We start from the raw sequence: 12,958 nt of genomic DNA on the forward strand, positions 1-12,958 counted from the left end.
GAGGCTATCTCAGATATGAGATGGCGCCTCTCGGGGGCCTCTTGGCTGAGCCGTTCGGGTGATGTGAGGTCAGTGTCCCCTGCTGCGCCGGGTGCTGCGCGTGCGCCGCCATCCGAAAGGTCCGGGCAGGTCCATCGACGTCGTGCGGCGTCCTGTGCTGCTCGTGGTGTGGCGCGGCCCGCGCCCGCCGCCGGTCGTGATGGACCAGGAGCGTTTGTTGATGTTGAGCCACACCCCCGGAAAGATCCTGAAGCTCTTGCGGAACGTCAGCGGCATCCCTGTCTCCCTCCCTGGGTTCATGACGTCGGTTTCCTGGCGTCGGGTTCACGACGCCCTCCGCGTGCGCATACCCCGTCCGGGCCCCGTGATGACGGGCGCCGGCATCTTGAGGCAGCAGTGCCCCAGGAGGTGCGGCCCGGCGGGGAGGCCGGGGTGGACTTCGCGGACCTGTGGCCGGACCTGGACTGCCGGCGCCGCAAGCTGTGCTCTTCACGCTACGGATGCCGCCGTCGACGGTGTACGCCGTCGACGGTGTACGACATCCAGGCCGGCACGCCGAGTCCGCGCGCCGCCCGCAGCACGGCCGCCACGTCGTCGGTGTCGGGCCCCTCCCCAGGGGGGAGGACGTCGGGACGTCAATTCCTGCCACCACCACGCGACCGGCGAAACGGCCGTACTACGGGCACATCCTCGAACCCGGGCCGTCACGCGGTCCGGCAGCGGACACCGCCGACGCTTGCGTACCGCATCCACGTACGACACAGCTCTACGTACGGCTCCGCAGGGTCCGCCCCGACCGGTACGGCCACCCAGGAGCCCCGGCACGTCACCTCGTACGACCGGGTGCGCCGGCAAGGAAGCCGAAACGACCGGGTTCGCTGTCGAACGCCTCGGCTGGATGACAGCGGACAGCGGTGACCGTTCTCGGCGAATCCAGTCCACTACGAGGATCTGAACAGGGCGGCCGGGTTCGGTGAGACGACCAGCGTGAAGGCAGTCCGTTCGCAGTCTGCCAACCGTCCTGCGGCGCCTGGATTCGTCGGGACGTTCGGTGTCCGGTTGGGTTGAGTGCTTGGATCTCGTCGGCAGTCTCCTGCGGCAACTCTGCTGCCTGGGGCTTCTCGGGCCCGTCGGTGAACAAGTGACGCGCTGGTACAGCTCTGAGCTGAGGCGGCACGGCCGGAAAGCTGCTGCTTGTTCACCGACAGGCCCATGGCCTGCAGCCCGACGGGCGGCGCCGTCTCAGTACAGACCGCTCGTGTCCTCCCGGTAGGTGTTGTCGAGGATGTCGTTGAGGAAGGTCCCGAACCCCGACCGGAGGTGGAGGCCGCTGCCCGGCTCGTAGGCGAACAGTCCGGGACAGACACTCTCGTCGAGACTGCTGTCGACGAAGAGCGCGTACGAGAAGCGGTCAGGCTTGGCCCCGCCGCTCGGCGGCTGGCGCACCACGCGGTGGGCCACCGCGGCCACCGGTGTGGCGGTCCGCCGGGTCAGGATCTCCATCGCGCAGCCGAAGTTCACGATGAAGGTGCCGGGGACCGGGTCGATGGGATGCCACTCGCCGTCCCGGTCCACCTCAAGTCCGCGCTCGGTGGAGCGCAGAACCGTCACCCAGCCGGAGTCCTTGTGGATGTCCAGGCCGCGCGCGGCCACTTCCGGGCGGAAGTGGTTGAAGGTCAGGGTGTGTGTGCCGTGCGGGGTCAGGCTGTGTCCAGTGGCCTCGTCCCAAAGCGGGCGCGGCAGGTCGAGGCGGGCGAGCACTGCGCGCTGGACGTCGAGCGCGAAGTCACGCATGCGCTCGGCCTGCCGGGCGAGCGCGGCCGGACAGACCTGGCCCCACCAGGCGCTCTCCAGGAAGAACTGCTCGGTCTGGTCGGCATCACGGCAGAAATGGCCCTGGTGGCGGCCGAGTCGCTCGGCCGTCCAGCGGCGAAAGCCCCGGTACGGGTCCGGGTGCTCCGCGGTGGGGCTTGCCGGGTCCTCGGCCGGGAGGCAGAAGGAACGGGCGAAGCGGTCCCCCGCCGACAGGTCCGTGCCGACGGGCTGCTGCACGTAGAAGAAGCCGTCTTCCAGAGCGCGCCGGAGTCCGTCCTCGGCGGTGAAGTGCAGCTCGCCGTCGCGTAGTTCCGCCAGCTGCCAGCCCTGCAGCGCGGTGGTACGCGGGTGTCCCGCCGCCGTGCTCATACGCGGGAGTGGAAGTCGTAGCCGAGCTTGCCCGCCTTCTCCACCGAGAAGTCGCGGAAGCTCTGGTGTTCACGCAGTCTCCCCTCGGTGTCGTACTGGTAGAGCGGCATGTCGTAGCGGGGCCCCATGCAGACCGTGAACGAGGAGCGGTCCGGGACGCCCGCGTCCGGGCGCAGCTCCGGCACACGGTGGTAGACCGCGGTCACCGGCCTGGGCAGCTTCCTGGTCAGGACCCGGAAGGCGTCGCCGAGGTTGACGGTGAAGTGGCCGGGGCGCTCGCGCACCGGCAGCCAGCGACCTTCGTGGAGGATCTCGTAGCCGTGCTGGTCGGTGCAGATCGTGGTGATGAACCCGCTGTCGGAGTGCTCGACGATCCCGGCGCGGTCGCTCAGGTTCGCACGGTAGTGGTTGACCGCCGTGTAACACAGGCCCGTGTCCTGCGGGGCGCCGCCGGTGATGAGGCCGCGGTCGGCCTCGGGCACCCCCGCCGCGTCGAACACGCCGTAGAGGACGTCCAGGGTCAGCTGCCGCATGCGCCGCAGCACCGCGGTGACCTCGTCCGGCAGGTACTCCTGCCACAGGAAGCTCTCCAGCTGGAGCTGTTCGACCTGGTCGGGCCGGTCTTCGTAGCCCAGTTTGGAGGCCGGGTGGCCGTGTTCGCGGTGGCCCCGGTGGCGGTCGGCCGGATCACCGGTCGCCGGCTTGTAGAAGGTGCGGCAGAAGTCGAGTCCGGCACGCACGTCGAGGTCCTCGGGGACGGCCACGTTGAACGCGCCGATGCAAAGCGCCCGTTCGGTGTCGTCCGAGGTGGCGAACCGCAGGGTGCCCGCGTCGACCTCGGCCGCGGGGAGGGCGAGGTGGGCCTCCACCTGCTCTTCCCGTGGTGCCTGCTGTGCCTGCGCAGTGTCCGTCATGGTGCGACTCCCGTCCTGGTCGGTTTCCACCGGTGCCGTGCTCGTGCCCCGGCTACAGCGTGCCGTCGTTGTCATAGGTCCGGCTCACCTCCTGGGCGGGGCGAAGTCTGCGACCGACTGCACGGGGTACGCCGTGCCGTTGTCGAGCCGGTAGACGGTGCCGTCGAGGGCGGAGTCCAGGAACGTCACGTACGAGATGCGGTCGGCCCGGCCCGCCGAGCGCTCGGTGGAGACCACGCCGTGCACGTTCGCGCGCACGGGCAGCGGCAGGGCGGAGGTGAGCACCTCGAGCGAGCTGCCGAAGTTCACGATGAAGTGGCCCGGCTCGGGGTTGACGGCGCCCAGCTCTCCGTCGATGAGCGCGAGGAGGCCCGGCTCGAAGGAGCGGAGCACGGTCACCCACCCGGAGTCACGGTGGAACTTGCAGCCGCGGGTCTCCTTCTGCGAACGGAAGTGGTTGAAGGCGAGCATCTGGTGGCCATCGTTGTCGGAAAGGCCTCCGGACACCTCGCTCCACAGGTGCTGCGGTACCTCCACGTGCCGCAGCACCGCGCGCAGGACGGCGACGCCGAGGCCGGCCATCCGGTGGCCGAGTTCGGTGACCTCGGGCGGCAGCAGCGCCCAGTTCGCCCTCTCGACGTAGAAGTTCTCCCACTGGTCGTGCTCGCGGTCGAAGTAGCCCTGGTAGGGGTCGGGGACGTCGGCGTGGCGGTAGCCCCGGTAGGGGTCCAGGTCGTCACCGGCCGGCTCCTCGTGGAAGTGCGCGGCGAACCGGTCCCCGGGGCCGGTGTCGAGGCCGTCGGGTATGCGCAGCAGGAAGAAGCCCTTGGCCAGGGCGCGGTCGAAGCCTCCCTCGCGCTCGAAGAGCAGCTCGTCCCCGTCGAACCAGGAGCGTTCGAGGTCCACCGGCGAGTAGGAGGCCTGAGCCTGCTGCTCGCCGGGCATGGGCGGCAGGCTGACCGGGGCCCGGGCGGTGGTGGGGTGGAAGTGGGCCCGGGTCGCTCGGGAGCTGGCGGTGGTCATGGGGTCGGCTCCCTCGGGGTTGCGGTGTCGCGCGGTGTGCCGGGGTCGGGCCGGATCGTGATGCTTCCCGGCCGTGCCGGGCGCGGCATGGACGCGTGGTGCTTCAGCTGGAGGTCGGTGCCCTGCGTGGCAACCACGTAGCGGCCGTACAGCTCTGCGAGGACCATGGACTGCATCCGCACCGAGAAGAGCCGGCCGGGGCACTTGCGGGGGTTCCGTTCGGCGTTGATCATGCTGAACGAGTTGATCTCGTAGCGGCCGCGGGAGAGCAGCGAGGAGACCGTCTCCCGGTCCGAGCGGACGATGGCCTCGATGTTGGCCGGGGCGAAGCGGCGCGGCTCGGGGAAGACGGCGGGGTCGCGGTTGGCCTGCCGCCGGTCCAGCCACATCATGGTGTCCGGTGGAACGATCACCGAGACGCCCCGGTGGCGCAGGGTGAACGGCCCGGTCGTACGGCGCCACAGGGCACTGGGATTGCTGCCGCCGAGGCGTACGGCCTCCAGGACCGCGAGGTCGATCACGGACGGAGTGGCGCCCGTGTGCGGAGGCGGGTCCGCGTACGGGCACCCCGTCCCGGCCGCCGTCCCTGTGCCGCGCCTGGCCTCCGCCACGACGGCGTCCTTGACCCGGGGCGTGGCCTCCACATAGCCGATCGCCCACATCAGGCTGAGCGCCGTCGTGTCGTACGTGGCGACGATGACCGTGCCCAGTTCCTTGATCCGTGCGGCGTCGAGCGCGGCCACGGACCGCCGGGTGAAGGGCATTTCCCACAGGTCGAAGTGACGTCGGATCATGTTGGACCCAGGCGCGTCGGCCAGGGCGTCGAAGTTGTCCGTCAGGAGGTCGCGCACGAACGGCACGATGACGTCGAACTCGCGCATCGCCGCCGGGTTGTCGTTGCTGATGACGTCGGAGGCGAGGTCGAAGAAGCCGCGCACCACACGGCCGTACTCGGCGGAGTCCAGGTACTCGGGCAGCGGCCGCCGGGTGAGATCGAGAACACCGGGGATCATGCTGTCCACGTACGCCGTCAGGGACAGCGTGAAGTCGTCGAGCGGGACGGGCCGGCCAGCCGCGCGGCCGAGGTGGTCGGCCGTGTACCGCCGAACGGCGGGCTCCAGGCGCTCGACGAACTTGGCGTTGCCGAGGGAGCGTTCGACCACGGCCCGCTTCCCTGGGCGGCCCGGGTGGTCGTGGGGCAGGGAGCCCATGAAGTCACCGAACAGCTCGCGGTTGGCGTCGGTGGAGGGCGCGAGAACGTCGTCGCCGACGAGCGGTTCGTTGGTGATCTGGTAGACGGCGAGTTTTCGGCCCATCCAGAACGTGCACAGACCGCCGTTCTCCTCGGCGCGGGCGCTGATGCCGGAGACGCGGAAGTAGTGCGAGGCGGGCTCCCCGCGCACCACGGTCGCCTCGTGGAACGCCGGGGCGTGGCCGTGCAGCCGGCTGGGTCCGTCGTGGTGGGCGACGATTCCGGGGAAGGGTGCGCCGGGGGCCTGCGGCAGGGCAACGGTCCTGCCCTGGCGCGGGGCGCTGATGCGGTTCGCCGAGACGCTCATGACGTACCGCCTCCGCTCGCGCCGACGGCTCTGGCGATGCCGAAGTCGGCGTGCCGGTCGGACCGGGTCTGCTCGTTGAACTCGCGCAGGAAGTCCTCGGAGCCGCGCACGGGCGCGGCCGAGCCGTCCTCGCGTACCTGATAGAGGTCGCCTGTGGCGGGCGGGTTGGCGAAGGCGGCGAAGGAGAAGCGGTCTGCGGCGCCCGGGGCCGGGGCGCACTGCCGCACCTGGTGCAGAATGGCCCTCACCGGGCGGTCGAGGTCCGCGGTCAGCAGTTCGAAGGCGCCGCCGAAGTTCACCACGAAGTGGCCGGGCACGGGGTCGACGGGCACCCAGGCGCCGTCGACGGACGCTTCCAGGCCGGGCTCCTCGTTGTAGAGCACGGTGACGAATCCGGTGTCCTTGTGCGGGGCGCAGCCCAGCTTGGCGCGCTCCGGCCGGTAGTGGTTCGCCGCGAACCAGTGGGTGCCGAGACCGTCGACGGCGCCGCCGGTGATCTCGCTCCACAGCGCGGGCGCGATGCCCAGCTCGGTCATCGCGTCACGCAGCACAAGGAGCGTCAGAGCACTCATCTGCTCGGCCATGGCGAGGAGCTCACGTGGAAAGTGCCGGGCCCGCCCGGGGCCGTCGATGAGCACGTGCTCGGTCTGGAAGTGCTCCCGGTCGAAGTAGACGCCCGGCACGTCCTTGAAACCCCGGTACGCCCGGGTGGCCCACGGCCCTTCGTCGGGTGCCCGGTGGAACTCTCGGCACAGAGTGATGCCCGGGCCCGGATCGAACCCGGCGGGCATGGCGAGCAGGAAGCAGCCGTCCCGTAGGGCCCGGGACAAGCCGTCGGCAGCATCGAAGCGCAGGCCGGCGCCCGTCACGGCGGCACGCTGGAGGATCATGGTGTCGACGGTCATCGGCGTACGCCCTTCGCGGTGGGGCGCTCATCGGGGCGCCCCGGGACGACGGTGGTGTCCGATCCGTCCGGCGCGTCCGTACCGGCGTAGATCTCGTAGTCGTTCTCGTCGATGAGTTCGCGCGAGCCGCAGACGCGCTCAAGGCCGCTGCCGTGTACGTAGCGGTAGATGCCCTCGTCCTCGCCGGGCAGGCAGCCGCTGGAGCTGAAGTGCCCGAAGCTGGACCGGTCGTCCTGTTGGCGGGCGACCCTGCGCATGATGGCGGCCACGGGCATGCGGCTGCCCGCGGTCAGGATCTCCATGGACAGGCCGAAGTTGACGATGAAGCAGGCCGGGTCGGCCGGGACGGTCTCCCAGTGGTCCTCGCGGCTGACTTCGAGGCCCGGGGCGGTCGTCCGCAGGATGGTGAGGAACCCGTCGTCCTTGTGAGAGCTGAGCCCGATGTCCTCGTGTGCGGGCCGGTAGTGATTGAACGTCAGATGGTACGAGCCCGCGCACTGTGAGCAGCCGCCGGTCGCCCGCCGCCAGTCCCGCTCCGGTATGCCCACCGCGGAGAGGACGGAACACAGGACGTTCCGCGAGAGCCGGGTGAGCGACTCGCCCAGGGCGGTGATCTCCAGTGGATAGGCTGCGGTCCAGAACCGGCGTTCGAGGAGGAACTGCTCGATCTGGTTGATCCGCTGGTGGAAGCCGAGCAGCGGATCCCCGAAGTGGTTGCTGCCGATGTCGCGGAACCGGCCGTACGGCGCCGCGGCCGGACCTTTGTAGAATTGACGCGCGAACGCGTCACTCCGGATCCGCACGGGGAAGGGTTGGCAAGTGCCCGGGGACCAGTTACGGTGATCTCGTCCCGACCGCGCGTCGAGGCACGGACCTGCGTGCGTCATCCACGCAGCGGTCCCGCCGACGTGGCACATCGGACTTCCCGTGGGTAGCCCCTCCATTCCGGCCCCCACTTCTTCATCCCTCCTTCTCTCCCGCAGCGGCCTCCGTGTCCAGGAGCGTTCTTCGGCTGCGACCTCCCCCTCGCCACCAGCGTCTCGTGCCGCCGCACGCCCGTGCGGCGGCAGCAGGAACCACCCCCGAAGGGGTCGACCGTGAGGGATGGTGTCGACGGCGCGACGACACGGCCCTTCGCCACCCGGCGATGGGCACTCCTCGCCATGTCCGTGGGCGTGTTCTGCATCCAGCTCGACTCGTTCGGTCTGAACCTCGCCCTGCCGCAGATCGGCCGCGACCTGCACGCGGGCGGAGACGGTCTCCAGTGGGTGATCAGCGCGTACCTGCTGTCCACCGGCACGCTGATGCCGGGGGCGGGGCGGCTCGGCGACCTGTTCGGCCGACGGCGGCTCCTGGGCGCGGGGCTTGCCGTGTTCGGCGCGTCCTCGCTGCTCTGCGCGCTTGCCCCGACCCTGCCCGTCCTCGTGGGCGCCCGGGTGGCCCAGGGCGCCGGAGCCGCGATGATCATGCCGGTGGGGCTGTCCCTGCTGACCAACGTCTACCCGGCCGAACTGCGGGGCCGTGCCACCGGCTGGGCCCTCGGCATCGGCGGGATCGCCACCGCCTGCGGTCCGTTCATCGGGGGCGCCCTGACCGAGTCGGTGTCCTGGCGTGCCGTGTTCTGGCTCAACGTCCCGCTCGCCGTACTCGGCGCGGTCTGTGCGTCACGTACCGCCGAGAGCTACGACACCAGTGCGCCCCGCAGCGTCGACTGGAGCGGCCTGGCCGGCGCCACGGCCGCGCTCGCCGCGCTCTGTGTCGTCATCGACCGCGGACCGCGCTGGCCGTGGCCCGCCGCGCTGGCGGGCGTGGCCGTCACGGTAGCCCTGCTGGTCCTGTTCGTACGGCGTGAGCGGGCGGCGGCCCATCCGCTGGTGGAGCTCGGCCTCTTCCGCAACGGGCCGTACGTGGCGCTCACCCTGGCCGGTGCCGCGGCCAACACCACCACCGTGATGTTCCTGTTCGTCGTCCCGCTGACGCTCCAGGGCCAGTGGGACCTCTCGGTCGTCCTCGCGGGCACCGCGTTCCTCGCTCCCGCGCTGGCCATGGCGCTCGCCGGGCCGCTCGCCGGGCGGGCGCCGCCACGGTCCGCGGTACGGCTGATGGCGGGCTGCCTGTGCGGGGGAGCGCTGGTTCTGGCGTGCCTCGCCCGGACCTCCTCCTTCACCTTGTACGTGGCCATGGCCACAGTGGGGGGCGCGGTCCTCGGAGTGGCCAACTCGCTGACGCTCATCGCCACCCAGGCGGTGATCCGGCCGGAGCGGGCCGGGGAGGCGTCGGGAGTCACCAAGACGGCCATCACCGTGGCAGCCGGCCTCGGCGTCGGACTGGCCGGGGCCGTCACCGACCAGGACCGTGGCGTGGGTTCGGAAGCAGCCGCCGACACGGCACTGCTGATCACCGCATCGGGCTGTCTGGCGGCGTGTGTGGTCCTCGCCGTGTGGATCAGGCTGCGGGAGGGCGTGGCGCGGGCCGGGGCGCACCAGTGATGCGAAAGCCCACAGGGCTGGGTTCGCTGGGCAAACGCCTCGATTGGATGACAGCGGACAGCGGGCCCGCGCATGACCATTCGGCCGTCGTGTATTAGGGTTATCTCGACATCGAGATATCTGCCGAGGTGCACCGCAGCCGCCGCGATCCGGTAAGGGATGCCTAACTTAGCCTTACCTTAGCGGATCCGTCGAGGGGTAGTGGCGGCACCACGTGGCGGTAGCCGCAAAGGGTTTGCGGTGTGGTGGTACGCGCACATCAATGAAGGAGACTGTCGTGTCGGCGAACAGCTTCGACGCCCGCAGCACGCTGCAGGTGGGCGACGAGTCGTACGAAATCTTCCGGCTGGACAAGGTCGAGGGCGCCGCACGCCTTCCCTACAGCCTGAAGGTGCTGCTGGAGAACCTGCTCCGCACTGAGGACGGCGCGAACATCACCGCCGACCACATCCGTGCGCTCGGCTCCTGGGACTCCCAGGCCCAGCCGTCGGAGGAGATCCAGTTCACCCCGGCCCGCGTGATCATGCAGGACTTCACCGGTGTCCCCTGTGTCGTGGACCTCGCCACCATGCGCGAGGCCGTCAAGGAGCTGGGCGGCGACCCGGCGAAGATCAACCCGCTGGCGCCGGCCGAGCTGGTCATCGACCACTCCGTCATCGCCGACAAGTTCGGCACCAACGAGGCGTTCAAGCAGAACGTCGACCTGGAGTACGGCCGCAACAAGGAGCGTTACCAGTTCCTGCGCTGGGGCCAGACCGCCTTCGACGAGTTCAAGGTCGTCCCGCCCGGCACCGGCATCGTCCACCAGGTGAACATCGAGCACCTGGCCCGCGTCGTCATGACCCGTGACGGCAAGGCCTACCCCGACACCCTGGTCGGCACCGACTCGCACACCACCATGGTCAACGGTCTCGGCGTCCTCGGCTGGGGCGTCGGAGGCATCGAGGCCGAGGCCGCCATGCTCGGCCAGCCGGTCTCCATGCTGATCCCGCGCGTCGTCGGCTTCAAGCTGACCGGCGAGCTGCGGCCCGGCACCACCGCCACCGACCTGGTGCTGACCATCACCGAGATGCTGCGCAAGCACGGCGTCGTCGGCAAGTTCGTCGAGTTCTACGGCGAGGGCGTCGCCGCGACGAGCCTGGCCAACCGTGCCACCATCGGCAACATGTCGCCGGAGTTCGGCTCCACCGCCGCGATCTTCCCGATCGACGACGAGACGCTGAACTACCTGCGCCTGACCGGCCGCAGCGACCAGCAGGTCGCCCTCGTCGAGGCGTACGCCAAGGAGCAGGGCCTCTGGCTGGACCCGCAGGCCGAGCCGGACTTCTCCGAGAAGCTCGAGCTGGACCTGTCCACCGTCGTGCCGTCCATCGCCGGCCCGAAGCGTCCGCAGGACCGCATCGTCCTCGCCGACGCCAAGGCCCAGTTCGCCCAGGACGTACGCAACTACGTCAAGGACGGCGGCGACGTCGACGAGGCCAGCAAGGAGTCCTTCCCGGCCTCCGACGCCCCGGCCATCTCCAACGGTGCCCCCAGCAACAAGGTGAAGGTCACCGCCCCCGACGGCACCGAGTACGACCTGGACCACGGCGCCGTCACCGTCGCCGCCATCACCTCCTGCACCAACACGTCGAACCCGCACGTCATGGTCGCCGCCGCCCTGGTGGCGAAGAAGGCGGTCGAGAAGGGCCTGACCCGCAAGCCGTGGGTCAAGACCACCCTCGCCCCGGGCTCCAAGGTCGTCACCGACTACTTCGACAAGGCGGGCCTGACCCCGTACCTCGACAAGGTCGGCTTCAACCTCGTCGGCTACGGCTGCACCACCTGCATCGGCAACTCCGGCCCGCTGCCCGACGAGGTCTCCCGGGCCGTCAACGAGCACGACCTCGCCGTCACCTCGGTCCTCTCCGGCAACCGCAACTTCGAGGGCCGGATCAACCCCGACGTCAAGATGAACTACCTGGCGTCCCCGCCGCTGGTCGTCGCGTACGCCCTCGCCGGCTCGATGACGGTGGACATCACCCGCGAGTCCCTCGGCCTGGACCAGGACGGCAACCCCGTCTTCCTGAAGGACATCTGGCCGACCGAGGCCGAGGTCAACGACGTCGTCGCCCACACCATCGGTGAGGACATGTTCTCCAAGTCCTACGCCGACGTCTTCGCCGGCGACGCCCAGTGGCAGGCGCTGCCGATCCCGACCGGCAACACCTTCGAGTGGGACACCGAGTCCACCTACGTCCGCAAGCCCCCGTACTTCGAGGGCATGGGCATGGAGCCGGCCCCGGTCGAGGACATCACCGGCGCCCGCGTCCTCGCCAAGCTCGGCGACTCGGTCACCACCGACCACATCTCCCCGGCCGGCGCCATCAAGGCCGACACCCCGGCCGGGCAGTACCTCACGGAGCACGGCGTCGAGCGCCGCGACTTCAACAGCTACGGCTCCCGCCGCGGCAACCACGAGGTCATGATCCGCGGTACGTTCGCCAACATCCGCCTGCGCAACCAGATCGCGCCGGGCACCGAGGGCGGCTACACGCGCGACTTCACCCAGGCCGACGCCCCGGTCTCGTTCATCTACGACGCCTCGCGCAACTACATCGACCAGGGCATCCCGCTGGTCGTCCTGGCCGGCAAGGAGTACGGCTCCGGCTCGTCCCGCGACTGGGCGGCCAAGGGCACCGCGCTGCTCGGCGTCAAGGCCGTCATCGCCGAGTCGTACGAGCGCATCCACCGCTCGAACCTCATCGGCATGGGCGTCCTGCCGCTCCAGTTCCCGGAGGGCCACACCGCCGAGACGCTCGGCCTCACCGGCGAGGAGGCCTTCTCCTTCACCGGCGTCACCGGGCTGAACGACGGCACCATCCCGGGCGCGGTGAAGGTCACCACCGACACGGGCGTCGAGTTCGACGCGGTCGTGCGCATCGACACCCCCGGCGAGGCGGACTACTACCGCAACGGCGGCATCCTGCACTACGTGCTTCGCCAACTTGTCGGTTGATGAGCTGACGTGAACGAGCGCCCTGCCCCTGCATCTCGCGCGCGGGGGCAGGGCGCTCGCGTGCGACGGGGCGGAAGACGCCGCCTGCGACCATGATCGCAGGCGATCTGTTCCCGGAGCGGAACTGCGCATCCCTACGAAGACGAAGAACCCCGCACCTGGTACCAGGTGCGGGGTTCTTCTGTGGGGTGCCACGAGTGTCTCTGACCAGGCGGGACAGAAACGGTTGAAGATCGCTTCCTAGTACTCCAGCCGTAGATCGTGATCTTCATGCTGGCTGGGCGTCTTGGCGCCGGTAGTGGGCGGTCTTGGCCCGGGCTTGGTGGCGTCGTCGCCACTGCGACCAGCCCAGCCGGTGCGCCATGTCGTGGGCGGCATGGGTGACGAGCGTGGTGAACAGGTGCTGGATCTCGTTGCGGGTCAGCGGACTCAGTGCGCTGGTTGTCTGGTGCTGGTCACGTTCGAGTGCGGTCACCACAGCAAGGAAGGCGTGGGCGAGCATGGCGAGGGTGACCCAACGGTGCCAGGAGGTCCAGCGTCTGACCTGGTGTTCGTCGAGTCCGGCCAGTCCCTTCGACGATTGGAATGTCTCCTCCACCGTCCAGCGGCGCCCCGCGGTCCTCACCAGGGTCTGCAGGGTGGTCGGGTGGGTCGAGTAGCAGAGGTAGTGGGCGAGTTCGCCGGTGCGGCGGTTGCGGCGGACGAGGAGGTGCCGGTGGCCGGGACGCTCGTCGGTGACATGGGCCAGGGCCCAGTCGTAGTGACGGTGGCCCTTGGCTCCGGCTCCTGCGGACAGCTTCTGCCAGGCCCGTTTCGGGATCCGCCGGGCCAGGAGGTCGGCGCGGATCTTTCCGGCAGCGGTGGTGATGTGGTGCCGGCAGGAGAC

The 12,958-nt window shown here is 69.9% G+C and carries 9 protein-coding genes and 1 pseudogene; 2 read left to right on the plus strand and 8 right to left on the minus strand.

Features of this window, described 5'->3' with window-relative positions; genetic code table 11:
* Nucleotides 1–69 precede the first annotated feature (69 nt).
* The 7 genes from TU30_RS31440 to TU30_RS31470 form a co-directional block, all read right to left on the minus strand.
* Entirely contained in the window at nucleotides 70–276 is a 207-nt protein-coding gene (locus tag TU30_RS31440; RefSeq protein ID WP_176726291.1) for a DUF4236 domain-containing protein, read from the minus strand.
* Between the two features lie 966 nt (nucleotides 277–1,242).
* A complete protein-coding gene (locus TU30_RS31445; RefSeq protein WP_042176721.1) occupies nucleotides 1,243–2,184 on the minus strand; it encodes a 2OG-Fe(II) oxygenase family protein in 942 nt (313 codons plus the stop codon).
* Complete coding sequence (locus TU30_RS31450) at nucleotides 2,181–3,098, minus strand: 2OG-Fe(II) oxygenase family protein (RefSeq protein ID WP_158719404.1); 918 nt, start codon at nucleotides 3,096–3,098, stop codon at nucleotides 2,181–2,183. Before TU30_RS31450 ends, TU30_RS31445 begins: the two co-directional genes overlap by 4 nt.
* An 84-nt stretch (nucleotides 3,099–3,182) precedes the next feature.
* Entirely contained in the window at nucleotides 3,183–4,121 is a 939-nt protein-coding gene (locus TU30_RS35855; RefSeq protein ID WP_199816930.1) for a 2OG-Fe(II) oxygenase family protein, read from the minus strand.
* Entirely contained in the window at nucleotides 4,118–5,680 is a 1,563-nt protein-coding gene (locus tag TU30_RS31460; RefSeq protein ID WP_107068634.1) for a cytochrome P450, read from the minus strand. Before TU30_RS31460 ends, TU30_RS35855 begins: the two co-directional genes overlap by 4 nt.
* Nucleotides 5,677–6,585 (minus strand): 2OG-Fe(II) oxygenase family protein, encoded by a 909-nt coding sequence (locus tag TU30_RS31465; RefSeq protein WP_176726290.1) that lies wholly within the window; start codon nucleotides 6,583–6,585, stop codon nucleotides 5,677–5,679. Before TU30_RS31465 ends, TU30_RS31460 begins: the two co-directional genes overlap by 4 nt.
* On the minus strand, nucleotides 6,582–7,388 hold the full coding sequence (locus TU30_RS31470) for a 2OG-Fe(II) oxygenase family protein (protein WP_052479988.1): 807 nt from the start codon (nucleotides 7,386–7,388) through the stop codon (nucleotides 6,582–6,584). The genes TU30_RS31465 and TU30_RS31470 overlap by 4 nt, the downstream gene beginning before the upstream one ends.
* Before the next feature lie 294 nt (nucleotides 7,389–7,682).
* Between TU30_RS31470 and TU30_RS31475 the strand changes: the two genes are divergently transcribed.
* Nucleotides 7,683–9,074 carry an MFS transporter gene (locus TU30_RS31475; RefSeq protein ID WP_234308054.1) on the plus strand — a complete coding sequence of 464 codons (1,392 nt, stop codon included), beginning with the start codon at nucleotides 7,683–7,685 and terminating at the stop codon, nucleotides 9,072–9,074.
* Between the two features lie 277 nt (nucleotides 9,075–9,351).
* On the plus strand, nucleotides 9,352–12,072 hold the full coding sequence (gene acnA, locus TU30_RS31480) for an aconitate hydratase AcnA (protein WP_042176724.1): 2,721 nt from the start codon (nucleotides 9,352–9,354) through the stop codon (nucleotides 12,070–12,072).
* Between the two features lie 268 nt (nucleotides 12,073–12,340).
* Here the strand turns inward: acnA and TU30_RS31485 are convergent.
* A pseudogene (locus tag TU30_RS31485) lies at nucleotides 12,341–12,958 on the minus strand (IS701 family transposase); the annotation flags it as partial.

Origin of the sequence: Streptomyces sp. NBRC 110035, assembly GCF_000829695.1 — a bacterium.
GTDB lineage: Bacteria > Actinomycetota > Actinomycetes > Streptomycetales > Streptomycetaceae > Streptomyces.